This window comes from Nocardia suismassiliense (genome assembly GCF_900269665.1).
Lineage (GTDB): Bacteria > Actinomycetota > Actinomycetes > Mycobacteriales > Mycobacteriaceae > Nocardia > Nocardia suismassiliense.
In genome coordinates this window covers 155,142-176,728 of record NZ_LT985361.1, presented here as the reverse complement: position 1 = coordinate 176,728, position 21,587 = coordinate 155,142, and the positions used below count along the sequence as shown (strand labels likewise).

General features: G+C 66.0%; 27 protein-coding genes. 12 read left to right on the top strand and 15 right to left on the bottom strand.

Annotated features, from left to right (window positions below; translation table 11 throughout):
- Positions 1-182 precede the first annotated feature (182 nt).
- The 3 genes from DBO33_RS00820 to DBO33_RS00810 all read left to right on the top strand — a co-directional run bounded on the left by DBO33_RS00820 (position 183) and on the right by DBO33_RS00810 (position 2,566).
- Positions 183-698 carry an EXLDI protein gene (locus DBO33_RS00820; protein ID WP_107653333.1) on the top strand — a complete coding sequence of 172 codons (516 nt, stop codon included), beginning with the start codon at positions 183-185 and terminating at the stop codon, positions 696-698.
- A 120-nt stretch (positions 699-818) separates the two neighbouring features.
- Complete coding sequence (locus DBO33_RS00815; RefSeq protein WP_107653332.1) at positions 819-1,799, top strand: ATP-binding cassette domain-containing protein; 981 nt, start codon at positions 819-821, stop codon at positions 1,797-1,799.
- The gene (locus DBO33_RS00810) at positions 1,796-2,566 is read left to right on the top strand and encodes an ABC transporter permease (RefSeq protein WP_107653331.1); all 771 of its coding nucleotides are present in this window, start codon (positions 1,796-1,798) and stop codon (positions 2,564-2,566) included. The genes DBO33_RS00815 and DBO33_RS00810 overlap by 4 nt, the downstream gene beginning before the upstream one ends.
- A gap of 64 nt (positions 2,567-2,630) precedes the next feature.
- On the opposite strand, the gene DBO33_RS00805 is transcribed toward DBO33_RS00810, so the two are convergent.
- From DBO33_RS00805 to DBO33_RS00795, 3 genes are all read right to left on the bottom strand, one after another.
- Positions 2,631-3,362, bottom strand: a complete 732-nt coding sequence (locus DBO33_RS00805) for an anti-sigma factor family protein (RefSeq protein WP_107653330.1) — start codon at positions 3,360-3,362, stop codon at positions 2,631-2,633.
- A complete protein-coding gene (locus DBO33_RS00800; RefSeq protein WP_107653329.1) occupies positions 3,359-3,868 on the bottom strand; it encodes a sigma-70 family RNA polymerase sigma factor in 510 nt (169 codons plus the stop codon). The genes DBO33_RS00805 and DBO33_RS00800 overlap by 4 nt, the downstream gene beginning before the upstream one ends.
- 62 nt (positions 3,869-3,930) lie before the next feature.
- Complete coding sequence (locus DBO33_RS00795; RefSeq protein WP_107653328.1) at positions 3,931-4,575, bottom strand: YqgE/AlgH family protein; 645 nt, start codon at positions 4,573-4,575, stop codon at positions 3,931-3,933.
- A gap of 115 nt (positions 4,576-4,690) precedes the next feature.
- On the opposite strand from DBO33_RS00795, the gene DBO33_RS00790 reads away from it, so the two are divergent.
- Positions 4,691-5,452, top strand: coding sequence for a lysophospholipid acyltransferase family protein (locus tag DBO33_RS00790; RefSeq protein ID WP_107653327.1), 762 nt, complete (start codon positions 4,691-4,693; stop codon positions 5,450-5,452).
- On the opposite strand, the gene DBO33_RS00785 is transcribed toward DBO33_RS00790, so the two are convergent.
- Positions 5,446-5,757 carry a GNAT family N-acetyltransferase gene (locus tag DBO33_RS00785; RefSeq protein WP_107653326.1) on the bottom strand — a complete coding sequence of 104 codons (312 nt, stop codon included), beginning with the start codon at positions 5,755-5,757 and terminating at the stop codon, positions 5,446-5,448. The genes DBO33_RS00790 and DBO33_RS00785 overlap by 7 nt on opposite strands.
- A gap of 229 nt (positions 5,758-5,986) precedes the next feature.
- Between DBO33_RS00785 and DBO33_RS00780 the strand changes: the two genes are divergently transcribed.
- Entirely contained in the window at positions 5,987-7,561 is a 1,575-nt protein-coding gene (locus DBO33_RS00780) for an alpha/beta hydrolase (RefSeq protein ID WP_107653325.1), read from the top strand.
- Positions 7,562-7,582: 21 nt separating this feature from the next.
- Here DBO33_RS00780 and DBO33_RS44385 read toward each other — a convergent pair whose 3' ends face one another.
- Positions 7,583-7,714: a hypothetical protein gene (locus DBO33_RS44385; protein ID WP_255528012.1), complete on the bottom strand. Its 132-nt coding sequence runs from the start codon at positions 7,712-7,714 to the stop codon at positions 7,583-7,585.
- A gap of 178 nt (positions 7,715-7,892) precedes the next feature.
- Here DBO33_RS44385 and DBO33_RS00775 point away from each other — a divergent pair, with 178 nt between their 5' ends.
- Positions 7,893-8,582: a nitroreductase family protein gene (locus DBO33_RS00775; protein WP_107653324.1), complete on the top strand. Its 690-nt coding sequence runs from the start codon at positions 7,893-7,895 to the stop codon at positions 8,580-8,582.
- Positions 8,583-8,595: 13 nt separating this feature from the next.
- Here DBO33_RS00775 and DBO33_RS00770 read toward each other — a convergent pair whose 3' ends face one another.
- Entirely contained in the window at positions 8,596-9,273 is a 678-nt protein-coding gene (locus DBO33_RS00770; RefSeq protein WP_199856502.1) for a class I SAM-dependent methyltransferase, read from the bottom strand.
- Positions 9,274-9,365: 92 nt separating this feature from the next.
- Here DBO33_RS00770 and DBO33_RS00765 point away from each other — a divergent pair, with 92 nt between their 5' ends.
- Positions 9,366-10,139: an HAD family hydrolase gene (locus DBO33_RS00765; protein ID WP_199856501.1), complete on the top strand. Its 774-nt coding sequence runs from the start codon at positions 9,366-9,368 to the stop codon at positions 10,137-10,139.
- Positions 10,140-10,193: 54 nt separating this feature from the next.
- Here DBO33_RS00765 and DBO33_RS00760 read toward each other — a convergent pair whose 3' ends face one another.
- The 4 genes from DBO33_RS00760 to DBO33_RS00745 form a co-directional block, all read right to left on the bottom strand.
- Positions 10,194-11,423, bottom strand: a complete 1,230-nt coding sequence (locus tag DBO33_RS00760; RefSeq protein WP_159080090.1) for a helix-turn-helix domain-containing protein — start codon at positions 11,421-11,423, stop codon at positions 10,194-10,196.
- Positions 11,424-11,930: 507 nt separating this feature from the next.
- Complete coding sequence (locus tag DBO33_RS00755; protein WP_107653322.1) at positions 11,931-12,287, bottom strand: MmcQ/YjbR family DNA-binding protein; 357 nt, start codon at positions 12,285-12,287, stop codon at positions 11,931-11,933.
- A gap of 85 nt (positions 12,288-12,372) precedes the next feature.
- Positions 12,373-12,855, bottom strand: a complete 483-nt coding sequence (locus tag DBO33_RS00750; protein WP_186818764.1) for a peptidylprolyl isomerase — start codon at positions 12,853-12,855, stop codon at positions 12,373-12,375.
- Between the two features lie 134 nt (positions 12,856-12,989).
- Positions 12,990-13,787 (bottom strand): ArsR/SmtB family transcription factor, encoded by a 798-nt coding sequence (locus tag DBO33_RS00745; protein ID WP_107653321.1) that lies wholly within the window; start codon positions 13,785-13,787, stop codon positions 12,990-12,992.
- A 159-nt stretch (positions 13,788-13,946) separates the two neighbouring features.
- On the opposite strand from DBO33_RS00745, the gene DBO33_RS00740 reads away from it, so the two are divergent.
- The 3 genes from DBO33_RS00740 to DBO33_RS00730 are packed head-to-tail and all read left to right on the top strand — an operon-like array spanning position 13,947 to position 15,956.
- A complete protein-coding gene (locus DBO33_RS00740; RefSeq protein ID WP_107653320.1) occupies positions 13,947-14,876 on the top strand; it encodes an ABC transporter ATP-binding protein in 930 nt (309 codons plus the stop codon).
- Complete coding sequence (locus tag DBO33_RS00735) at positions 14,873-15,724, top strand: ABC transporter permease (protein WP_107653319.1); 852 nt, start codon at positions 14,873-14,875, stop codon at positions 15,722-15,724. The genes DBO33_RS00740 and DBO33_RS00735 overlap by 4 nt, the downstream gene beginning before the upstream one ends.
- Positions 15,714-15,956: a helix-turn-helix transcriptional regulator gene (locus tag DBO33_RS00730; RefSeq protein ID WP_107653318.1), complete on the top strand. Its 243-nt coding sequence runs from the start codon at positions 15,714-15,716 to the stop codon at positions 15,954-15,956. The genes DBO33_RS00735 and DBO33_RS00730 overlap by 11 nt, the downstream gene beginning before the upstream one ends.
- Before the next feature lie 34 nt (positions 15,957-15,990).
- Here the strand turns inward: DBO33_RS00730 and DBO33_RS00725 are convergent, their stop codons facing one another.
- Both DBO33_RS00725 and DBO33_RS00720 read right to left on the bottom strand, forming a co-directional pair.
- The gene (locus DBO33_RS00725) at positions 15,991-16,872 is read right to left on the bottom strand and encodes an NAD(P)-dependent oxidoreductase (protein ID WP_107653317.1); all 882 of its coding nucleotides are present in this window, start codon (positions 16,870-16,872) and stop codon (positions 15,991-15,993) included.
- A 5-nt stretch (positions 16,873-16,877) separates the two neighbouring features.
- Positions 16,878-17,759 carry an NAD(P)-dependent oxidoreductase gene (locus DBO33_RS00720; protein ID WP_107653316.1) on the bottom strand — a complete coding sequence of 294 codons (882 nt, stop codon included), beginning with the start codon at positions 17,757-17,759 and terminating at the stop codon, positions 16,878-16,880.
- A 143-nt stretch (positions 17,760-17,902) separates the two neighbouring features.
- Here DBO33_RS00720 and DBO33_RS00715 point away from each other — a divergent pair, with 143 nt between their 5' ends.
- Positions 17,903-18,253 carry a winged helix-turn-helix transcriptional regulator gene (locus tag DBO33_RS00715; protein ID WP_228540284.1) on the top strand — a complete coding sequence of 117 codons (351 nt, stop codon included), beginning with the start codon at positions 17,903-17,905 and terminating at the stop codon, positions 18,251-18,253.
- 60 nt (positions 18,254-18,313) lie between these two features.
- On the opposite strand, the gene DBO33_RS00710 is transcribed toward DBO33_RS00715, so the two are convergent.
- Positions 18,314-19,441 (bottom strand): glycerate kinase, encoded by a 1,128-nt coding sequence (locus DBO33_RS00710; protein ID WP_107653314.1) that lies wholly within the window; start codon positions 19,439-19,441, stop codon positions 18,314-18,316.
- 160 nt (positions 19,442-19,601) lie between these two features.
- Here DBO33_RS00710 and DBO33_RS00705 point away from each other — a divergent pair, with 160 nt between their 5' ends.
- Complete coding sequence (locus DBO33_RS00705; RefSeq protein ID WP_107653313.1) at positions 19,602-20,048, top strand: nitroreductase family deazaflavin-dependent oxidoreductase; 447 nt, start codon at positions 19,602-19,604, stop codon at positions 20,046-20,048.
- Positions 20,049-20,059: 11 nt separating this feature from the next.
- Here the strand turns inward: DBO33_RS00705 and aroQ are convergent, their stop codons facing one another.
- Both aroQ and DBO33_RS00695 read right to left on the bottom strand, forming a co-directional pair.
- Positions 20,060-20,500 carry a type II 3-dehydroquinate dehydratase gene (gene aroQ / locus DBO33_RS00700; RefSeq protein WP_107653312.1) on the bottom strand — a complete coding sequence of 147 codons (441 nt, stop codon included), beginning with the start codon at positions 20,498-20,500 and terminating at the stop codon, positions 20,060-20,062.
- A gap of 115 nt (positions 20,501-20,615) precedes the next feature.
- Positions 20,616-21,221 carry a hypothetical protein gene (locus DBO33_RS00695; protein WP_107653311.1) on the bottom strand — a complete coding sequence of 202 codons (606 nt, stop codon included), beginning with the start codon at positions 21,219-21,221 and terminating at the stop codon, positions 20,616-20,618.
- Positions 21,222-21,587: the final 366 nt, after the last annotated feature.

Below are 21,587 nucleotides of genomic sequence, written 5' to 3'. Positions count from 1 at the left end.
TTTCTGCGTACAGGAGTGATACGAGCCGGGACGCTGGGCGGTTCAACGCTGAACTACCGGGGAGCGGCGAGGGCGTGTCGCATAGCGGTGGCGCGCCTCGGCGAAGACTCTCCGGCGCGGGCAAATCCACGGCATGAGCGGGAGCGCTTGCGTGTACGTATACATCTACGTATAGTTGGGTCATGCCCAACAAGACGATCTATGTTGCCGATGACGATCTGCCGCTGTTCCAGCGGGCCCAGGAGCTGGTTGGCGGCAATCTCTCCGGGGCGGTGACCACGGCGCTGCGCCGGTTCATCGAATTGGAAGAGGGTCGACAAGAAGGGTACGACGAGGTCATCGTCCGGGTCGGCCACAACGGCGTCCGGCAGGTCCGGTTCTCCGGGGCGCTGCTCTTCGAGACGAACGAGGTCACCGACCAGCGCATGGAACACATCCGGGTGTTCCGCAGTCGCAAAGGCAAATTCGTGCTGCACGCGCACTACTCCAACTGGGACGAGTATCCGCAATCCGAGAACTGGATCAAGGATTTGACGAACTGGCGGCGCATGCTCGGCGTCGGCGAACAGGACTGGGGCGATTTCATCCTGGAGATCGTGGACTCGGTCGAAGAATTGAAGGACAAGCTGCCGGAGAAGGTGTACGAGCGGGTGCTCGATATCGCGAAACGCCCGCAGATCGAGGACCTCGACATCTAGTCGAGGAGCCGCCGCACAACTGAACAGCAACAGCTCGAGCCGCACCGGGACACCGGGTGCGGTGTAACTCAGTCATGCATGCATGCGCATTCGCTAATCCATTTTTCTGAAAGGACCGCCATGGTCAACGGCCATCGCGCACCCGCCATCTCGGCACTGGGCCTGCGCAAATCATTCGGCGAGCACGTGGTGCTCGACGGCATCGACATCACCGTCCCCGAGGGCACGGTCTACTCGCTGCTCGGCCCGAACGGCGCGGGCAAGACCACCACCGTGCAGATCCTCAGCACCCTCATCCACGCCGACGACGGCGAAACCCGGGTCGGCGGCCACGATGTCGAGTCCGAACGCGACGCGGTGCGTAAGGCGATCGGGGTCACCGGCCAGTTCTCCGCGGTCGACGAACTGCTCACCGGCCGGGAGAACCTGATCCTGATGGGCGATCTGCAGCATCTGCCGCGGCGCGAAAGCAAAAGGCTGGCAGCGGATCTGCTGGCGCGATTCGACCTGGTCGAGGCGGGCGACAAGCCCGCGTCCACCTACTCCGGCGGCATGACCAGGCGGCTGGATCTGGCGATGACCCTGGTCGGTGATCCGCGCATCATCTTCCTCGACGAGCCGACCACCGGTCTGGATCCGCGCAGCCGCCGGGTCATCTGGGATCTCATCCGCGGGTTGGTCGACGACTACAACGTCACCGTCTTCCTCACCACGCAGTATCTGGAGGAGGCCGACCAGTTGGCCGACCGCATCGCGGTGCTCGACCACGGCCGGATCGTCGCGGAAGGCACTGCGGCGGAACTGAAGCGGCTGGTGCCGGGTGGGCATATCCGGTTGCAGTTCGCCGACCGCACCGCCTTGTTCGCCGCGTCCGCCGCACTGGGTGTCGCCGCGCAGTTGGTCGATGACGACGATGACGATGACGATCTGACCCTCGCGGTACCGAGCGATGGCAGTGTGAAATCCCTACGGGCCCTGCTGGATCGACTCGACTACGAGCAGATCGAGGTCGAGGGGCTCGCCGTGCACACGCCCAACCTCGACGATGTCTTCCTCACTCTCACCGGCCAGCCGACCTCCGAAAAGGAAACCGTCGCATGAGCACCATGTCCTACGCACTCGCCGACTCCGCAACGATGTTGCGGCGCAATCTGACCCACGCGAAGCGCTATCCGAGCATGAGCATCGGCGTCGTCGTGATGCCGACCGTCCTGCTGCTGGTCTTCAAGTTCGTCTTCGGCGGAGCACTCGAAAAGTCTTCCGGCGGAAACTATATCGACTACCTCGCGCCAGGCATGCTGCTGATGGTCCCGGCCTACATCACGGCGTCGGTGGCGGTGTCCATCGCCTCCGATACGTCCAAGGGCATCGTCAACCGGTTCCGCACCATGGGCATCACGCAGTCGTCGATGCTGACCGGTCACGTGCTCGGTGCGCTGCTGCAAGCGCTGGGCGGCATCGTGTTGATGGCCGCGGTCTCGCTGCTCATCGGGTGGCGCCCCGACGCCAATGTCGTCGAATGGATCGCCGCGTTCGGTCTGCTCAGCTTCACCATCTTCGGATTGAACTGGCTCGCAGTGGCCTTGGGTCTGCTGTCGTCGAACCCGGAGGGCGCGAGCAACGTCGTCTTCCCGATCATCATGCTGCCGTTCCTGGGCAGCGGCCTGGTCGCCACCGACACCATGCCCGTCGGGCTGCGCCAGTTCGCCGAGTACCAGCCGTTCACGCCGATCACCGAGACCGTGCGCGGCCTGCTGATGGGCAGCGAGATCGGCAACAACGGCATCCTCGCGCTCGCCTGGTGCGCCGGTCTCACCGCCGCCGGATTCTTCTGGGCCAACTCGACTTTCCGCCGTCAGACCCAGTGAGCACGACCGCACGATGAGGGGTACCGAGCCCCCCGCCCGATCCGGCGGGGGGCTCGGTCTGTTGTCAGACCGTGCCGGACAGCAGCGTTTTGCCGGTGGACGCCAACCGGATCTCCACGGCTCGGATCTGGTCCGGTGCCTTGTCGATGGTCCGGTCGATGGTCAGCTCGGTGCCCGGACCGGCCGGCCACTGATCGAGTTCGGTCTGGCTGCCGTCGGTGCCGAGCACGAACAGCTTCAACGTCCAGCTGTACTGCTGGTTACTCGGTCCGTAACTGCAGCTCATCACGATGCGCGTCCGGTTGTCGGCCCGCACGACCTTGAAACTCGCCGTCACCGGACTCGGCTCGAGCGCCTGCATACTGCGTTCGGCGACAACCTGTTCAGTGGTTGGCGTGTCCGACGAGGTGACGGTGGCGACCACCGGCACCGCGATGGCCACCGCGGCGGCAGCGGCCGCTACGGCGGCACCGACGGACACCCACCGGCTGCGACGCCTGCGTTTCTCGGCCTCGGCAGCGAGCCTCGGCAGCAATTGCGGTACCGGAGGGCCCGCCTCGGGCGGCGGCGAGCCCGCGTCCGCCGCACCGGCTTCGGGCGACTCGAGCATCGCCAGCGCGGTCGCCGGATCGACCATGGCGAGCATGCCGGGCATTCCGGCCAGCTCGGCGACGGCGGCCTGGCAGGCGGGGCAGCCGGCCAAATGCTCCTCGTATTCCCGGCGTTCGGTCCGGGTCAGGGAGCCGAGCACGTAAGGCGCGTCCCACGTGGTGTAGTCATCCGCGAGTTCGTTCATTGGTTCGTCACCCCCATCTCCTGTAATGCCAGCCGTAGTGCCCGCATGCCATAGTGCATTCGCGATTTCACCGTGCCCGGCGGAATGTCGAGTTCCGCGGCGATCTGATGTGTGGAAAGGCCCCGATAGTAGGCCCGCACAATCACCTCGCGATGATCGGGGCTGAGCCTGCCCAACGCGTCCGCGACCACCCAGCCGTCCAGCGCGCGGTCGGCCTGGTCGGGGGTGGCCTGCTCGGGCGGTGCGTCGGTGCGGAACTCGCGCCGGTTGCGGGCGCTGCGATGTTCATCCACGGCGAGATTGCGGGCCACGGTGAACAGCCACGCGCGCGCCGAGGTGTCGGACTGATCCAATACGTTCGGGCGCTGCCACGCCCGCAGCAACGTCTCCTGCACGATGTCCTCGGCCCGGCCGGGGTCGCGCACCAAACCGAGCGTGTACCGCCACAGCGCGGCCGCGTGTTCGTCGTACAGGACCCGCAACAACTCCGTACGGTTGTCGGGCATTGCTCACCTCCCGCTCATCCCACGAATCAGCAGGGGTGAACGGTTCAATCGGAGCGCACATCTCAATTTCGTTCGAGTTCGATCGGGTGTGTTGCCAGCAGTGAAAGGGGCAGGGGCTGGCGGCGCAGGACGTGCGCCCAGAGGTCCGCGCGGCCGGTGCTGATCGGGTCGGAGGGCAACGCGGACAGCACGATCCAGTCGTCGTTCTCCAGCTCGCCCTCGAGCTGCCCGAAGGTCCAGCCCGCGTATCCCGCGAACACCCGGATGCCCTCGACCAGCCTGCCGATCTCCTCCGGATCCGCGTCCAGGTCGACGAGCACCACCCGGCCGTCGATCCGGCGCAGGCCGGGGACGCCGTCGATGGTCGCGCCGACGCGCACGGTGCCGAGGCACAGTGCCGCGTCCCGTTTGACCGGGCCGCCGATGAACAGGGTGCGCGGCGCGGCCGCCACCTCCGTCCAGCGAGGCAGCACGTCGTGCACGGCCGTATCGCTGGGCCGGTTCAGCACGACGCCGAGGCTGCCCGCCTCGTTGTGCTCGATGATGTAGACAACGGTGCGCCGAAAGGTGGGTTCGGCCAGCTCGGTCGCCGACACCAGCAGCGTGCCGGCGCGCACCACCTGCTCGCCGTGCCGGAAATCTCGCCGCTTACGGTCGCCGTGCCCGCCGCGAGTTTTCCGATCATCCGGGTCGTCTGCGCGTGCCACTCGGACATCATCGCAGTTGTTTCGTGGATATGCGCTTCCGCAGACGAGTTAAGTGGCCGGAATTTTGGGTCGGGGGCCGGTGTCGGGCGGATTCGGGCGTCGTAGAGTCCGTGTCATGGAACCGCCCGAGGTGCGCCTCGAGAACAGCGACACCGTGTACGACTTCTATCTCGAGCATCGCCAGAATCGGCTGAAAGCCTGGGGTGCGTACGCCATTCTGGCCCGTCGTTACTATCCCCGCGTCGCGTACGCCGAGGGTGCGCGCGCCGGTTTGCGGGCCGCGATTCGGCAGGGCAGACCGCTGTTGATCTCGATCAATCATCTTTCCGAGAACGATCCGTATACGGTCGCGGCGGCGGCGTGGCGCAGTGCGTTGCGACCGGTGATCGGGCGGGTGCGGGTGCTGGCCAAGGACGAGCTGTTCGAGGAGCCCGAGCAGCGGCGCAAGATCGACATGATGGGCGGGATACCGGTGTTCCGCGGCAAGGATCACGGGATCCGGGCGGTCAATGCGGCTGGGCAGCGGATGATGGATATCTGCGCGCAGCGGATCGCGCGCGGCGACGGGGTGGCGGTATTCCCGGAGGGCACCTGCAACGAGGTCGACCCCACCCAGGTGCAGCCGGTCGGTAGCGGCATCGGGCACATCGCCTTTCGCGCGATGAAGCTCGGCGTCGAGCCGGTGCTGGTGTCGATGGGTCTGAGTTATGGGCCGCGCCTGGACCCCACCGTGCAGCCGAACAAGGAGGAGGCCAAGTCGGCCAGCTTCTACTTCGGGAAGCCGATCACCGAATTGCCGAACAAACCCGGCGATATCGCGCGACTGGTGCGCGCCGATCTGCAACAGGCGCTCGACGGGGCGGTCGCCGCTTACTGAGGCAGGTTCAAACTGTCGCGCGCCCAATGCGGCACCATCACCAGGTATTCGGGCCTGGTCTCGATGAAGTGGTGCACCATCGGGCACATGGGGAGCGCACCCAGTTTGTCCTGGGCGGTGCTGTTCAACGCCGCCTCGACCAGTACGCGGCCGTAGCCCTGGCCCTCGTAGCGGGGGTAGATCTCGGTGTGCACGAACGCGCGTTCGGCTTGGGTGTCTTGATATTCGACGTACCCGGCGTTCGCGTCGTCGACATAGAGCTCGAAGCGTTCCAGCGCGGTGTTGATACGGACCTCCGTCGACATGGCTCGACGCTACTCCCGTGCGACGTCATCCGCGCATTCCGCAACGCCTACCGTCCGGTCCGCTCGGTTCCCGTGCGGTCCGCCGACGGGTAGTGGCTCAGCCGCCGATTGCCGCGCGTGACCGGCGAAATCGGTCGCTCGACTTGTCTCCTCGCTCCCGGCCTGCGCAGAATGCTCATGATCGGGGTCGCGCACGCGCGCGTGGCGGCGGCCCGTGGAGGTACGAAACATGATGAAGGTTCGGCTGTTCTCCGGTGCCGCGGCTGCCATGGCCGCGTGCCTGCTCGGTGGATCGATCATGTCCGGTCCGGCCGCGGCCGCGCCGGGTCCGTCCTTCGGCGACTGCCCGGCGGGGTCGGTGGCCGCGGGTCACGGCGTGCGGTGTGCCGTCGTCGAGGTGCCGATGAACTACGCGGAACCGGACGGGCCGAAGATCGAGGTGACCGTCAGCCGGATCGCGGCGACCGGTGCACGGCGCGGTGTCGTCTTCGCCAATCCGGGTGGGCCGGGCGCGGACGGACTGGACTTCTGGGGCCAGCGGACCGACGTATTTCCCGCCGAGCTGACCACCCACTACGACCGGATCGCGGTGCAGCCGCGCGGATTGCGCTGGGCCACCCCGCTGGACTGCGCGACCGGGGACGGCGGGCCGGTGTCGCTCGGCGGCGGCGACCGCAACGCCATCAAGAAGGCGTGCGACGCCGCGCTGCCCGGCTACCTCGACACCATCACCACCGAGAACACCGCCCGCGATATGGACGCCGTGCGTGCGGCACTAGGTCTGGAGCGGATCAGTTACCTCGGCACTTCGTACGGCACCTACCTCGGCGCGGTGTACGCCTCGCTGTTCCCCGACCGGGTCGAGCGAATGGTGCTGGACTCCAACGTCAATCCCGACTGGGTGTGGACCGAGGAGTTCGCTCAGCAGCAGATCGCGGGCAAGCAGCGGCTCGACGATCTGTTCACCTGGATCGCCGAGCACAGCTCCGAATATCACCTCGGCGACACCGCTTTGCAGGTCTATCAGAACTGGGTACGTCTCGCCGTCGACCAGGGTGGCGGCTGGTACGCCAACCTCACCCCGCCACCGGCCAGCCTCGCCGACCTGCCCGGTTCGTTGCCCGAACCGCTGGCCGAGATCGCCCGCGACGGCTACAACGGTGGTCTGGAACAGACCGGCAAACTGCAGAACCTGTTGCGCACCTTGATCTCTCGCGGCGCCACCACGCAGGGTCCACTGCTCGGCGCCACCTCGGTCGCCACCTACACCCGCACCTACTGGCCCACCTTCGCCCGCGCGATGGCCGATGCGCTCGCCAACCCGGCGAACGTGCACCGCCTGCGCACCATCGAGGGCGCCACCGCCACCGACACCACCGGGCGTTCCGTCTTCGCCGCGATCACCTGCAACGAAAACGCCATCCCCGGCCGCCTGGACGTCATCGGCTCGGCGATTGCCACCATCGCCTCCGGCGGCAATGCCATGGACGCCAGGGCCGACCTGGTTCGCTCCGGAATGGCTTGCGGCTCTTGGAAACCCGTCACCACGCCGGTCGCGATCAGTGGTGCCGGGCTCGCCACCGCGCCGCTGGTCATCCAGAGCAAGCACGACGCCCTCACCAAATACGAAGGCGGACCGGCCATGTCGCGTGCGCTGAACGGGTCCCTCGTCACCGTCGAGGGTGGGGATCACGGGAACTTCGGCCGCGGCAATCCCGCGGTCGACGAGGCCGTGATGACCTATCTGCGCACCGGGCAGGTGGCGATCACGCACGCACCGGAAGCACCACTGCCTGTGCGCTGACGCGTTCGGCGCGACCGTGCGTCAGACGATCTCACCGGTCTGCAGCGCGGCGAGGATGTTGAGCACCATCGAGAGCGGGCCGTACAGTGCCGCCGCCAACGGATCACCGCCGTTCTGACCAGCCAGAACCCAATCGAAACTGAACGAGCTCATAGCATTCCTCCATGTGTCGGCTTCGGGTCGCAAACGCCAAGCACCATGTATTCGTGGCGGACGACAGCGCGGATGGGCGCGGTCTCGGCAGCGGCACGCAGTCCGGCTGTCTGGCCGAGTGGACGATAACTTCGTGGGAGCGTTGCCTGTCCGGTTCAGGCGGATCACACTGCGAAACATGACCACGTGGACACCGCTGCACGGGCATCCGTATCAGCCGATTCCTTACCACCCCAACCGGATTCCCGTCGCGGAAGCGCTCGCCAAGTCGGCCGAGTTCCGCCGGCGGATGGACGAGCGTCGCACCGTGCGCATGTTCTCGACCGATCCGGTGCCGGAGCAACTGGTGCTCGACGCCATCGCGGTGGCCAACACCGCGCCGTCGGGCGCCCATCAACAACCGTGGACCTTCGTCCTCGTCGAAGATCCCGAGGTGCGCGCCAGGATTCGGGAGGCGGCCGAAGCCGAGGAACGCATCTCCTACAACGGCCGCCTCGGCGAAGAATGGCTGTCGGCCCTGCGCCCGCTCGGCACCGACGAGCACAAGCCGCACCTCACCGAGGCCCCCTACCTGCTCGTCGTCTTCCAGCAGCGTTTCGGCCTGCGCCCCGACGGCACCACCTACAAGCACTACTACGGCGACGAATCGGTCGGCATCGCGGTGGGCATGCTGCTCACCGCCCTGCACCTCGCCGGCCTGGCCGCCCTCACCCACACCCCGAGCCCGATGAAGTTCCTCTCCGAAGTCCTCAACCGCCCCCGCAACGAGAAAGCCTTCGCGGTAATCCCCATCGGCTACCCCGCCGACCACGCCGTAGTCCCCGACCTCACCCGCAAAACCATGGACCAGGTCCTCGTCCGAATCTGAACGCCGACAACGGTTACCCGGCGCGACGAAACCCCAGGACGGGGTAGTGCGGGTCGGCCCCGCCTGCTCTGCCCTGGCCGTGGCCGATGAAGGACGCCGCCGCGGCCAAGTGCAGCTGGTGGCGAGCACCGAGCGCGGTGAGTTGTGCACAGGTATCGGTGTGCGGTCGATCCTCCGGAACGGCCTTGTCCGCCAGGCGTGCGGCAGCGACCTTGTCCGCTGTGGTGAGGAAGAGTCCGCCGGGCCGCAGGACTCTGGCCACTTCGGTGAGTACCGGTTCGGCGTCGGTGAGCAAGTGCAACAACCACACTGCGGTCACCGTGTCGATCGAGCCGTCCGGCAGTGGGAGCGCCGTGGCGTCGGCTCGCGCCACTCGGCCCGGCAATCGCCGGGCTGCGTGCCGCAGCATGCCGCCCGAAAGGTCGATGCCGACCACGTGGTGCCCGAGCACCGCGAGCTCGATGGCCACGATCCCGGTGCCGACGGCAAGGTCGAGTACCAGGCTGCGCGGCGGCAGCATGCTGCTGAGTGCGGCGGCCGCAGCCGCCGCCCGGGGCACTCCACCCCGGGTTCGGTCGTAGTGGGTCGCTTCATTGTCGTAGTCGAGCACCCAACCATCATGCGTAATGCGGTGTGCGATGGGCAGATCCGGTGTATCGGTGCGCGTATCCCTGACTGTTCGTACGCCCATCATGGGAAGTGTCGGGTAGCTCGACAGTTTGACCCGCCAGTAATAGCAATTTGATACATGTCGTCGGTCATCCCGTCGATAGCCTGCTCCGCATGTCATTGAACGGGTCGCCCCCGCATGTCATCCGAGCGGTTGTCTTCGACTGGCGAGGCACGCTTGTTTCGGAACTTACGCCGCAAGGTTGGGCTCGCGAGGCGCTGCAGCGGGCAGGTCGTGAATCCCACGCCGATGCCGTGAACAAGGTGTTGCTGGACATCAAAGTAGCTGCGGGCCAACCGAATCGATTGCAGTCGCCACAGGGCAATATCAGCTACGAAGCTCATCGGGACACGTATTATGCGGTGTTCACCGATGCGAAACTGCCCAGCGAAGTCGCTGACGCACTATTCGAGGTCGATTCCGACGCGAGCCTCAACAAGTTTGCAGTCGACGCCGCCGCCACTCTCATCGCACTCAAGCAAAGCGGCTATAAGATCTGCGTTCTCAGTAATATCCATTTCGATATCCGGCCGGTCTTCAAAGACGCGAACCTGCTCGACTTGATCGACACCTTCGTCCTGTCCAATGAGGAGGGCGTGCAGAAACCGGACCCCGCGATATTCGAGCGGGCACTCGAAAAACTGCGCACCTGCGCCGCGGAAACGCTGATGGTCGGCGACCGCCCTTCGCGAGATGGCGTGGCCGTCGAGGTCGGCATGCCAACCCTGCTCGTCCCGGCCTTGACCGATCCGCAGCAACGCAGGCTGCACCTCGTCACGAGCGCGGTCGGCGTCGACCTCGGGATGCTCCCGCCGGTACAGAACGACTCGATGCCGGACGCTCGCAAGGGAATTCCCGATAGCCGGCGGCAGGGAGCACTCACGTAAACGTCGCAACGGCTGCGAAGGCCGAGTCCGTTCCAGCGGGCGGACTCGGCACGCTCAGGCAAGACGCATCGCACGTTCGATCGCACCGAGCCCGGCATCGACCGCGCTCGGCTGCGCCCGCCTGCTCAGTTCGTCGACCAGATCCCGCACCGTCGGATGGTTGTAGACGTACTGTGGCGCCAGGCATATCGCACGCTCCAACTGCTCGACGGCGGCGGCATCGTGTTTGAGTCTGCCCTGCGCGCGGGCGACTTCGATGCGGTGCCGAGTGTGGCGTTCCTTGGACATCAGGCCCGCCAGATTGATGCTGGTGTGGTGCTTCAGCGCGATATCGGGTCGGTCGAGTGCGACGGCGATCTCGGTAGCGTGAATCCCGCAGTTGGTCGGTCCGAAGACTGTTTGAAAATCGTTGCGGTCCATGCCGAGTCGGGCGGCAGCCGCCTCGGCCTCGGCGAGGTACGCCCATGCTGTGCTGCCGTCGTGCAGGCGGGCCGACGCGACCGCGCACCGCAGGTGCAACGCGCCCCACAGCGAAAGTACCTGTGGCGTGGGCGATGTCATGAGATCTTGCAGTTCGCTCAACGCGGCCTCGGCGACCGTGAGTGCCTCGTCCAGCGTGTCCGTGTGCAGCAATACGCCGCAGCGATCCCACGCCGAGCAGGCACTCATCAGTGGATCACCGAGCCTGGCCGCGGCGGTGGCGGCGTTCTCGACGGCGGTCCAGGCCAGGTCGTGGTAGCCGAGCTGGTTGAGGACGGTGCGGGCGACATGCGAGGTCTCGATGATGAGGCCGTCGATCACGTCCCGCTCGGTGCCCGAGGCCAGCAAGGCGCCGGTGTTCAACGCTTCGGTGAGGTCGGGCAACTGCCGCATCACCTCGAACAGATTCGCGGCCTGTCTGCGCCTGGTGATTCGGTCGACATCATCGCGCAGGTCGGTGAGCAGCGGCTGTGGTGTCACCGCGCGCAGGCCGGCGTGCCCGGACAGACTGAGGCTGGTGCGCCGCAACGCGGCCCGCAGTGCGGGTACCGCGCGGTGCCTGGTGTCCTGGGTGAGCTCGCACGGCTGCCCGAGCAGCCACGCCACATCGACCTCGAGGACATCGGCCAGCCGGTCGATCACCGAGTGCTTGTCCAGCTTGATCCGACCTGCCTCGATGCCGCGCATCCACGACTCGGACCGATCGACATGCGCGGCGAGCGTTGCCTGGCTCATCTTCTTGGTCCGCCGGGAGCGCCGGATCCGCGAGCCGATAGTTGATGCGGCGGTGTTACTTGTTGCCACTTACCGAGTGTATTGCAGATTCTTCCTGCGAAACCGTCAACTATTTGACGGTCTTCCGGTCGAGGAGTTGTCAGGCTATAAGCAACTGACGTAACGACTTCGGCGACGAGGTATCGAAATGATCATGGCCGTTACCGCCGCGCGCGGACCACCACCGATCACCGAACAATTATCCGAATCAACCTTGCATATGTAAACAACGGACTGCACATGACAATAGGCAAACCACCTGCCGAAGACGGGGATCCACGCTTACCGCCGAACAATCTCGGTCCAAGGATCACTCCGATACTGGCATTGACACTGAGCACGGCGCTGGCCGCGATCGCCGGGCTCCTCACCGACTGGCACACGGCCTCGCTGGTCTTTCTCTCCGCCACAGCGCTTTTCAGTACCGCTCAGCGGGAGCCGTGATCGAGTAGCCAAGGGTCGATCAGCCCGAATCCGCAGTGCGTTCGACGCCGACCAGCCCGGCGTCGAACGCACTGGGGAACCGGCGAGGCAGGCCTAGCGGGGTACCGGCGGCAGGTCGGGCACCTCGGCGACCAGCTCTTCGGGCGCGGACAGCCGCCATGCCTCGAAGACGAGTTCGGCCAGTTCGTCGGCGTCGATACCGGACAGGTGCACGACGACCCAGCCGAAACCGCCTGCGGTGAACTGTTCCTCGAACACCCCGGGGCGCTCGGATACCAGCGCCTTCTGCTCGGAGAGGGTTTGTTTCAGGCCGACCGTCTGGGTGCGTGGCCAGTAATAGCCGAACAGCTTGCCGCGCACCTTGTACGAGGTGTACTTCTCGCCTTTGGTGGGTTGCACGTCGGCGAGGGTGCCCACAATCCGGAAGAACTCGTCACTCTGCACAGCCACCGTGGACTCCTCGAAAAGTCAGAACCCGAAATATGCCTGAGCCAATTCAGCCCGCCGCATCGGTGCGCCGCAGCGGGGATCGAGCTCAGCGGGTGACGGTGGCCGAGGTGAGCACGACCTGCTGGACGGGGACGTCCTGCGCGCCCGTCTTGACCTTGCCGATCTGGTCGACGACGTCCTGGCCGCGGGTGACCTTGCCGAATACCGCGTAACCCCAGCCGTCCTGGCCCGGGTAGTCGAGGAACGCATTGTCGTTGGTGTTGATGAAGAACTGGGCCGACGCCGACTGCGGGTCGGACGTGCGCGCCATCGCCACGCTGTAGGTGACGTTCTTCAGCCCGTTCTTCGCCTCGTTCTCGACCTTGTTGGGCGCGGGCTTCTCGCGCATGGTGGTGTCGATGCCACCGCCCTGGATCATGAAACCGTCGATCACCCGGTGGAAAATCGTGCCGTCGTAGTGGCCACTGTTGACGTAGGTCAGGAAATTACGCACGGTCTTGGGCGCCTTCGCTTCATCGAGTTCGAGCTCGATGTCACCCATGGAGGTTTGCAGCAGGACCTTGATCATGATTTCCCCAATTTGTGCGACAGGCTCAGTCCCGCAGTCGCCCTGACGGACTCGTGCTCCAACCGAGCTGGACACGGACCAATGCATCTTACCGGTGCGTGGCCTGGAGGAATCGGGTTCAGCGGGACTGCTCGCTACACAGTCGGTTCGGGCAGCTCCGCACCGGTCTCCAGCAAGGACTTGAGCCCGGACAAGATGCTCGGCCAACCACCGCTGATCGATTCCAGCAGAGCGCTTCCCGGCTGGAAGCCGTCGTGCACGACGGTCAGCTTCACTACCTCGTCCCCGGCGGGCTCGAGTTCGAAGGTCACCTTCGAGCGCGGCTCGTCGGCCAAGGCGGCCACCTCGCTCGCCGGCATGCCGAAGGTTTCCGCGAACGCGGCATCGAAGGTGTGCCAGGTGTAGGCCAGCTTGGTGTACGGGTCGGCTTCCAGCACAACCTGTTCCGGATCCTTGCTGGTCCAATTCTTTTGGTGCCACACCATTTCGGAGCCGGGCTGCCAGTCGGTGTCGAAGGCCGCGCCCCAGTAACGATCGGTGAACGCCGGATCGGTGAGCGCGTGCCACAGCGTTTCCGGGCTGGTCTTGATGTAAGTCGTGTAGACGAATGCGTTGTCGCTCATGGGTTTTGCCTCCAGTGCGTTCTTGAGATCGGCCAGCGCGTGCACGCGGGCACGGTGGTAACGGGTGATCCAGCGCTCGGTGATGGCGTTGATGGGTTCGGCGTTGAGGTAGTGCAGTTTTTCGCGGCCGCTGCGACGGGTGGTGATCAAGTTGGCCGCCTCCAGAACGGCCAGGTGTTTGCTGACCGACTGGCGCGCCATCGCGAGCCCGGCGCACAACTCGCGCAGTGTTTGCCCGTTGCGTGCGTTGAGGCTGTCGAGCAGTCGCCGACGATGGGGGTCGGCCAGTGCCTTGAATACCTCGTCCATGCCACCTTCTCGATTTATGCAGCCGTTCGGCTGCATGTTGAAAGATTAGGCAGCCGAAAGGCTGCATGTCAAGGATGGCCCCGAGAAGTAATGCATTGTCGCGGCGAAATGTAGTAGATATGCTACGAGTCGACGGTAACCCGCAACGGGGAGAGAACCATGACAGTGGGTCAGGGCGTCGCCATCGACGTCGAGAAACTGCGGATGCGCTACGGCAGCACGGATGTCTTGCACGACGTGACATTCCAAGCGCGGCACGGCGAGGTGCTGGTGCTGCTCGGTCCGAACGGTGCGGGTAAGACGACCACCATCGAGATCCTGGAGGGCTTCCGCATGCGGTCGGCCGGCCGCGCCGAAGTGCTCGGCACCGATCCGGCGCACGGCGACGAGGCCTGGCGGGCGCGCATCGGCGTCGTCCTGCAGTCATGGCGCGATCACGGCAAGTGGCGGGTGCGCGAACTGCTCGACTATCTGGGTGCCTTCTATGCGCCCTACGGCACCGAGGACATCCAACGCCCTTGGGACACAGACGAACTCGTCAAGGCTGTGGGCCTCACCGATCAGGCGTCGAGCAGGATCAAAGACCTGTCCGGCGGCCAGCGCCGCAGAATCGACGTGGCGATCGGCATCGTGGGCCGCCCCGAAGTGCTGTTCCTGGACGAGCCGACCGCGGGCTTCGACCCGGAGGCCCGGCGCGAGTTCCACGACCTGGTCCACCGCCTCGCCGACGACCAGCAGACCACCATCCTGCTCACCACCCACGACCTCGACGAGGCCGAGAAACTCGCCGACCGGATCCTGATCCTGGCCGGCGGGCGCATCATCGCGGACGGTTCGGCCGACGAACTCTCCCGCCGGATATCCGGTGCGGCCGAGGTGAGCTGGACCAACGGCGGGCAACGATTCGTGCACTCCACCACCGAGTCGACCGAGTTCGTGCACGAATTGTTCAAGCAGCACGGCGCGGCCATCGGCGACCTGGAGGTCCGCCGCGCCTCACTGGAGGACACCTACATGACGCTGGTGCGCCGGTTCGAATCCGGGCAGGTCGAGTCCGAGGTGCACACGATCGAGGAGGTAGGGCGATGAACCCGATGGCGATTGCGGTTCGGCAGGGCTGGACGCGCGGCATGATCGAGCTGAAACAGGGACTCACCAACGGCCAAGACCTGTTCGGGCTCCTGTTCTGGCCCGTCGCCATGCTGGTGGTGCTGTTCTTCATGCGGAACGCGTCGTTCGAGGGGAGCGGCGTACTGCTCGGCTCGCTCGCGTTGCCCAGCACGATCGGCATGCTGGTCGCGATCAACGGCATCATCGGCATGGGACAGCAGCTCACCCTCGACCGGGAAGACGGCACCCTGCTGCGGGCCAAGGCGACCCCGAACGGCATGGTCGGCTACCTGATCGGCAAAATCATCCAGGTGTCCGGCTGGGTGCTCATTCCGTCTGCGCTGTTGCTGGTCGGCGGCATGTTCATCGTGGACGGACTCGCGCTCGGCCAGGTCGGATCGTGGGTGACGTTGACCTGGGTGCTGGTGCTCGGCCTGCTCGCCACCCTGCCGATCGGCGCCGTCTTCGGCTCGGTGTTCGCCGACCCGCGCAACTTCGCGCTGATGACCTTCCCGATCATGGCGCTCGTCGCGGTGTCCGGCATCTTCTACCCGATCACCTCGATGCCCGGCTGGGTGCAGGGCGCGGCCCAGCTGTTCCCGGTGTACTGGCTCGGGCTCGGCATGCGCTCGGCGCTGCTGCCGGACGAGGCGGTCGCCATCGAACTCGAACAGTCCTGGCGGCAGCTGGAAACCGTTGGTGTGCTCGGCATCTGGGCGGTAGCGGGCTTGCTCGTCGCGCCGGTGGTGCTGCGCAGGATGGCCCGCCGCGAGTCCGGCTCCAGCGTGGCCGTCCGCCGGGAGAAAGCGATGCAGCGTGCCTACTGAGGTCATCTACAACCGGATCGCGATGTTGCGCGCCGAGCGCGGCATCTCGCGCCGCGAGTTGGCGGAGGCGCTCGGTGTGCACTATCAAACGATCGGCTACCTGGAACGCGGCGAGTACAGCCCGAGCTTGCATCTGGCCCTGCGGATCGCGGCCTACTTCGAGGTGACCGTGGAGGTCGTCTTCTCCACCAGCCCCTTCCCACGCCTCGGGTCCCGCGTCGAGACAGCTTGACCAGCAAGCCGGCTCGACGCTCGGACCGGCGGCACTACGCGTGGTCGCCGCGGAGCACGGCGAAGGTCGGGACGAGCTCGCCGCGCCGCCCGCTTTCGGCAATCGCCCGGTGCCAGTAGGACTGAACGGTCCGGGCCAGAGCGGTGTCGACGCCGACGGCCTCGCTGGTCTCGAGCACGTGCCGCGCGCCCGCCGCCATCATCTGCAGATTGGCGACGTCGCCCAGCCCGCCGGCCTGTGCCGACGCGGCCAGACCCGCGTACACATCGTCGACCCGGCCCAGTGAACGTTGGGCATAAGGCAGGAAACGATCGATCGGCTCGCCGGAGCGGTCGATCATCGCCAGCGCCTGTTCGACGCCGAGCAGCAACGGATTGAAGATGGCAAGGACCGCTTGGTAATACAGCTGGGCCAAGCCCTCGTCCTCGCCGAGATACTCCGGTGTGTTGAGCACGCTCAACAGGTCACGATGGGCTTCGAATACCGCACGGCGGCCGGCATAGAACACGTAGGACTCAGGGTCGGTGAGACCGTCGCTCTGTGCCATGACGCCGCCGGCCAGGAAGTCCCCGCCGTGCGAGCGCACCCACGCCGCGGCCTCGCGAGTGCTGGCCGGGGAATCCGAGGACAGATTGGCAATCACCTTGCCCGCCAGGTGATCCGATGCCTGGCCGAGTGCGTCGTACATCGCCGCGTAGTGCGTGAGGCTGACCACGATCAGGTCGTTGGCGTCGAGTACCTCGCGGACGGTCGCGGCGCGCCGGGCGCCGAGTTCGACCATGGTGTCGGCCTTTTCGGTGCTGCGATTCCACACCGTCACCGTGACACCGGCGTCCAGGAAGGCCCGGACCACAGCCTGACCCATCGGCCCCAGGCCGACGACGGAGATGGAGCCGATGGGTTTCCGCTGAGGCATGTCGACTAGACCTTGTCCCCGCGGAGCAGTGCGTAGGTCGAGACGGCCTCGCCCTTCTCTTCGGAGGCGGCAATGGCCTTGCGCCACAACGACTGTGCGGTGTGCGAGAACGTCGCGTCGACGCCGACCTCCTCGCTGGCGTCGATGATGTGCTGTGCACCGGCGTCCATCATTTTCAGGCTCGCCAGGGTGGCCCAGCCGCCGTTCTGGTTGGCCACCGAGAACTCCTCCATGAAATAGGGGAACGCGGCGGCGGAGCGGACGGCGAACGGGATGAACTGGCTGATGCTGTGGCCGGAGCGGTCGATCATCGCGGTCGCCTGGTCGAAGGCGAGCAGCCACGGATGGAAGATGGTCAGCAGCGCCTGGTAGAAGATCTGCGCGAGACCGTCGTCCGCGCCGAGGTACTCCTGCGGGCTCAGCGGGCGCAGCAGCTCGGCGTGCGCGTCGAAGACCTCGCGCGGGCCGCTGTAGAAGATGTACGACGCGGGATGGGCGATGTTGTCACCCGCCGACATGACGCCGCCGGACAGGAACTGCGCGCCGTGCGAGCGGACCCACTCAGCACCCTTCCGGGCCTTCTCCGGGGAATCGGAGGACAGGTTCGCGATCACCTTGCCCGCCAGGTGATCGGTGGCCTGACCGAGCACGTCGTACATGGCGGCGTAGTGGGTGAGGCTCAGCACGGTCACCTCGTTGGCGTCCAGCGCGTCGGCGACGGTCGCGGCCGGCTTGGCGCCGAGTTCGACCATCGCGTCGACCTTGTCGGTGCTGCGGTTCCATACGGTCACCTCGACGCCGGCGTCCAGGAAGGCCCGGACCATCGACTGGCCCATCGGCCCGAGGCCGACGACGGAGACGGAACGGGGGCTGGTCTGTGCGGACATTGTGTGTCCCTTCGCTTCTGGTTCGGATGGTGTCGGCGCCGGGACCAATACTCGTTGCCGCAGGTAAAGTCGGGAAGACCGAACGTTCAGGTGGGGTTGCTTACCTAGAGGTTCGAAATATGGTCAGAAGGAGTGCGGTGGACATGAGCAGTGACGCGGATCACGACGTGTGTGGCATGTCCGTGGCGATCGATGTCGTCGGCGGTAAATGGAAACTGCACCTGATGTGGGCGCTGAGTGAGCGCCCGCAACGATTCGGCGAGATCCGGCGCCTGCTGGCCGGCGTCAGCGAAAAGGTGCTCGCGGAGAATCTGCGGCACCTCGAGGCGAGCGGCGTCGTGCACCGGGAGGTCTACCCCGAGGTTCCGCCCCGGGTCGAATACTCCCTCACCCCGCTCGGCGCGGAATTGGCCGTCGCCCTGCGCCCCCTCGAAGAGTGGGGCGACAAGCACCGCCACGAGCTCCTCGGCAACCTGCTGGCTTCGGCTAGCTAGTACCGCTCGTGGCGAACCGGCTGGACTAGCGGGACTCTGTAATCGCTTGCAGCACCGGCCTTATCGCGTCAGGTGCCGCTCTGCTATCTGTGCGCCGACTTGCTGCAAAAGGTGGCTCGCCCGCGCGATCGAGCGGGCCGGGTCCGGCTCCAGATCGGTGAGGGCGTAGCAGGCGGTGAAACCCGCCGCGCGGATCTCTTGTGCGGCAAGAAGATTGCGGCCCGCGACGGCGATGACGGGAATCCCGGCCTTGCGTGCGGATTCGCAGACGCCGATGGGGGCCTTGCCGTGCAGGCTCTGCGCATCGAGCGAGCCCTCGCCGGTGATGACGAGTTCGGCACCGTCGAGTAGTGCGGGAAAGTCCAGCAGTTCGAGGATCACCTCGATGCCGCTGCGCACCTGCGCGCCGAGGACGGCGAGTGCGCCGAAACCTGTTCCGCCCGCGGCGCCGGCGCCGGGATGATGCGCGAAGGTGGGACCTGCGAGTCGTGCCCAGTTCGCGAGTGCCTCTTCGAGAAGGGCGAAATCGGCTGTATCGGTGCCTTTCTGGGGCGCGTAGACCGCGACGGCACCTTTGGGGCCGAGCAGTGGGTTGTCCACATCGCAGGCCAAGGTGACAATGCCGGCGGCGATTCCAGGATGAAGGCCGGAAAGGTCCAACTGGGCGGCGCGGGTCAAAGCCGCACCACCCTGGGCTAATTCGTGGCCGTCGGCATCCAGGATGCGGGCACCGAGCGCCTGCACCATGCCCGCACCGCCATCGGTGGAAGCGCTGCCGCCCAAACCGAGCACGATATGGGTGGCACCATTGTCGAGCGCGTGTGCGATGACAACGCCCAACCCGTAGGTGCTCGCACCGAGCGGATCCGGCCGTCCCGCAGGGAGTTTCGCAAGACCGACCACGGCGGCCAACTCGATGACGGCTGTTTCCGCCTGCACCGCGTACGACGTGCTGCCGGGCACGCCGGTAGGTCCGGGCGCGGACAACTCGACCCGCGTCCACCCGCTCGCCACGAACGCGTCGACGGTCCCGTCTCCGCCGTCGGCGACCGGCACCTGTCGGACTTGCACCGCCGGTGCGACTTCCGCGATGCCCGTCGCGAGCGCGGCCGCCACCTGGGGTGCGGTCAGCGACCCCTTGAACTTGTCCGGGGCGAGCACCACCCGGCGAACGGTCTCGCGCGTCATCCCCACATTGTCGGGTGCGCGCCGGAAATCCGCGCGATGCCGCCGCCGCTATGCGCGGTGAACTGCGGGTTCAAGAAAAGAGAGCAGTGCTCTTGACTCACCTTCGCGGAAGTGGAACACTTATCACAATAGAGAGCAGTGCTCACAAAGGAGATCGACCATGGACCACAGCACCCGCTACATCGGCCCGGCCGGCCTGGACCCGATCATGAACCGCATCTTCAACTGGCTGCCCAGGCTCGGCATCAGCGTCATGGGTTCGCGGCTGCTGGCGGTCCGCGGTCGCAAGAGCGGGCAGTGGCGGACCACGATGGTCAACCTGATGGTGCGCGAAGACGGCGCCCGTTTCCTCGTCGCGCCGCGCGGGCACACGCAGTGGGTACGCAATCTGCGTGTGGCCGGCGGCGGCGAACTGCGGCTCGGACGCAAGGTCGAGCAGTTCACCGCCACCGAGATCGCCGACGCGGACAAGGTCCCGCTGCTGCGGCTGTACCTGCGCAAGTGGGGCTGGGAAGTGGGCAAGTTCTTCGAGGGCGTCACCAAGGACGCCACCGACGCGGAATTGGCCGCTATCGCACCGGGATTCCCGGTCTTTCAGATCAACTGAATGCGCGGCGATCAGGCGGAGCGAACCAGGAATTCGATCGCCGCCGCATATCCCTGAATCCCCATCCCGGCGACCACCGCGGTCGCGATCGGGGAGATATAGGAGTGATGCCGGAACTCCTCGCGGGCGTGCACATTGCTGATATGCACCTCCACGATGGGGAGTTCCGGGATCACCAGCGCGTCCCGCAGCGCCACCGAGGTGTGGGTGAGCCCGCCGGGATTGATCACGATGCCCGACTCGACGCCGCGCGCCCGATGGATCCGGTCGATCAGCGCGCCTTCGGAATTGGATTGGAAGGCGGCGATCTCGCGGCCGTAACGTTGCGCGGTCTGCCTGCAGAGTTCGACGACGTCGTCGAGCGTCGCCGACCCGTAGACCTCCGGCTGACGAGTGCCGAGCATGTTCAGGTTCGGGCCGTTGAGAACCAGGATCGGACCGGGTGCGGACATGCCCGCAACATTAGTCGTAGGCCCTACGGCGAAGTCCTACCCGGCGCGTCCGGAAAGACCAGCGACTACTTTGTCGCCCGCACCGATCGGGCTGGGTGTCGCGAAACTCCGGGGCCTACAGTCCCTGCGGTCCCTCCGACCGCAGGTCGTCCACCTTCCGCATAGCGTCGCGCAACTCCGCCAGCCAGGATTCCGCGTGCTGGCCGGCCAGTTTCACCGTCCAGGCCAGCGCGTCCGCCCGCGAACGCGCCACGCCCGAGTCGACCAGCGTGTCGAGCACCTTGCGTTCGGGTTGACGCAGCCGGGTCATGACGGGGACCGCCAAGTGGGTGAACATGATCCGTTCGCCATCGACCGACACGCCCCACGCAACACTGCGGCCGTAGCGGCGCTGCGCCTCGTCCGCGATCTGCATGCGGGCCGGGCGGGTGGACTCGCGGAAGCGTGAGATGGCGCCCTCCTTGGTCGCCCGCGGCACTTCCTCAGTGGCCGCTTCCGCGGTGCCTTCCGCGTCGACGGGAGTCTTCTCGGGCTGGGGGATCGGCAGTTCACCGATGACGACGATCTCGTCCCGGTCGATCTCGATGACGGGTGGACCGGCGAACCAGTCCTCGGGCAACCTGCCCGCGAACCAGTCCGGCACGTCCGCCGGATCCGGTAGGTCGGCCTGCTGCCAGCCGCCCGGTCGTCCGAAGCCCCGTCCCCGGTGTTGATGCCTCATGAGGGGATCACCTACTTACTCTTCAGTGTTGCTTACAGTAATTACAAGATTACGTCGCAATCGGCGCCAATGGTTCCGCTCTGTGCGAACAGAGTTCGCCGGTGGTTAACGGGGGTGATTCGCGGTTCGTAGACGCTCGCTCTGGGTACTCAGTGATCCGAAACGCCGAGTAGGGCAGTAAGTGCACAACTTTGCGTGGGGCCCCGGTACGGTAGCGGCGCCGGTTGTCGCCGTAGCACTGGACAACGATCAGGATCGGTCCCCCGAGACGGGAGCTTTCGGGCACAATTGAGATGCTGAGCATGGGTAACGTCCTTGTGGCGGAGGCACCGCAGACAGGTCTTTTTCAGGTACGGTGGTCTTGTT

Excerpts from the sequence above, each read along its gene's own strand:
- aroQ (WP_107653312.1), bottom strand. The coding sequence starts at position 20,500 with ATGTCCGCACCCGGTCCGATCCTGGTTCTCAACGGCCCGAACCTGAAC.
- DBO33_RS00750 (WP_186818764.1), bottom strand. The coding sequence starts at position 12,855 with ATGATCAAGGTCCTGCTGCAAACCTCCATGGGTGACATCGAGCTCGAA.
- DBO33_RS00740 (WP_107653320.1), top strand. The coding sequence starts at position 13,947 with ATGACAGTGGGTCAGGGCGTCGCCATCGACGTCGAGAAACTGCGGATG.
- DBO33_RS00800 (WP_107653329.1), bottom strand. The coding sequence starts at position 3,868 with ATGCCCGACAACCGTACGGAGTTGTTGCGGGTCCTGTACGACGAACAC.
- DBO33_RS00770 (WP_199856502.1), bottom strand. The coding sequence starts at position 9,273 with ATGGGCGTACGAACAGTCAGGGATACGCGCACCGATACACCGGATCTG.
- DBO33_RS00815 (WP_107653332.1), top strand. The coding sequence starts at position 819 with ATGGTCAACGGCCATCGCGCACCCGCCATCTCGGCACTGGGCCTGCGC.
- DBO33_RS00765 (WP_199856501.1), top strand. The coding sequence starts at position 9,366 with ATGTCATTGAACGGGTCGCCCCCGCATGTCATCCGAGCGGTTGTCTTC.
- DBO33_RS00745 (WP_107653321.1), bottom strand. The coding sequence starts at position 13,787 with ATGGACGAGGTATTCAAGGCACTGGCCGACCCCCATCGTCGGCGACTG.
- DBO33_RS00715 (WP_228540284.1), top strand. The coding sequence starts at position 17,903 with ATGAGCAGTGACGCGGATCACGACGTGTGTGGCATGTCCGTGGCGATC.
- DBO33_RS00820 (WP_107653333.1), top strand. The coding sequence starts at position 183 with ATGCCCAACAAGACGATCTATGTTGCCGATGACGATCTGCCGCTGTTC.
- DBO33_RS00785 (WP_107653326.1), bottom strand. The coding sequence starts at position 5,757 with ATGTCGACGGAGGTCCGTATCAACACCGCGCTGGAACGCTTCGAGCTC.
- DBO33_RS00810 (WP_107653331.1), top strand. The coding sequence starts at position 1,796 with ATGAGCACCATGTCCTACGCACTCGCCGACTCCGCAACGATGTTGCGG.
- DBO33_RS00805 (WP_107653330.1), bottom strand. The coding sequence starts at position 3,362 with ATGAACGAACTCGCGGATGACTACACCACGTGGGACGCGCCTTACGTG.
- DBO33_RS00725 (WP_107653317.1), bottom strand. The coding sequence starts at position 16,872 with ATGCCTCAGCGGAAACCCATCGGCTCCATCTCCGTCGTCGGCCTGGGG.
- DBO33_RS00720 (WP_107653316.1), bottom strand. The coding sequence starts at position 17,759 with ATGTCCGCACAGACCAGCCCCCGTTCCGTCTCCGTCGTCGGCCTCGGG.
- DBO33_RS00790 (WP_107653327.1), top strand. The coding sequence starts at position 4,691 with ATGGAACCGCCCGAGGTGCGCCTCGAGAACAGCGACACCGTGTACGAC.
- DBO33_RS00780 (WP_107653325.1), top strand. The coding sequence starts at position 5,987 with ATGATGAAGGTTCGGCTGTTCTCCGGTGCCGCGGCTGCCATGGCCGCG.
- DBO33_RS00735 (WP_107653319.1), top strand. The coding sequence starts at position 14,873 with ATGAACCCGATGGCGATTGCGGTTCGGCAGGGCTGGACGCGCGGCATG.
- DBO33_RS00695 (WP_107653311.1), bottom strand. The coding sequence starts at position 21,221 with ATGAGGCATCAACACCGGGGACGGGGCTTCGGACGACCGGGCGGCTGG.
- DBO33_RS00775 (WP_107653324.1), top strand. The coding sequence starts at position 7,893 with ATGACCACGTGGACACCGCTGCACGGGCATCCGTATCAGCCGATTCCT.
- DBO33_RS00710 (WP_107653314.1), bottom strand. The coding sequence starts at position 19,441 with ATGACGCGCGAGACCGTTCGCCGGGTGGTGCTCGCCCCGGACAAGTTC.
- DBO33_RS00705 (WP_107653313.1), top strand. The coding sequence starts at position 19,602 with ATGGACCACAGCACCCGCTACATCGGCCCGGCCGGCCTGGACCCGATC.
- DBO33_RS44385 (WP_255528012.1), bottom strand. The coding sequence starts at position 7,714 with ATGAGCTCGTTCAGTTTCGATTGGGTTCTGGCTGGTCAGAACGGCGGT.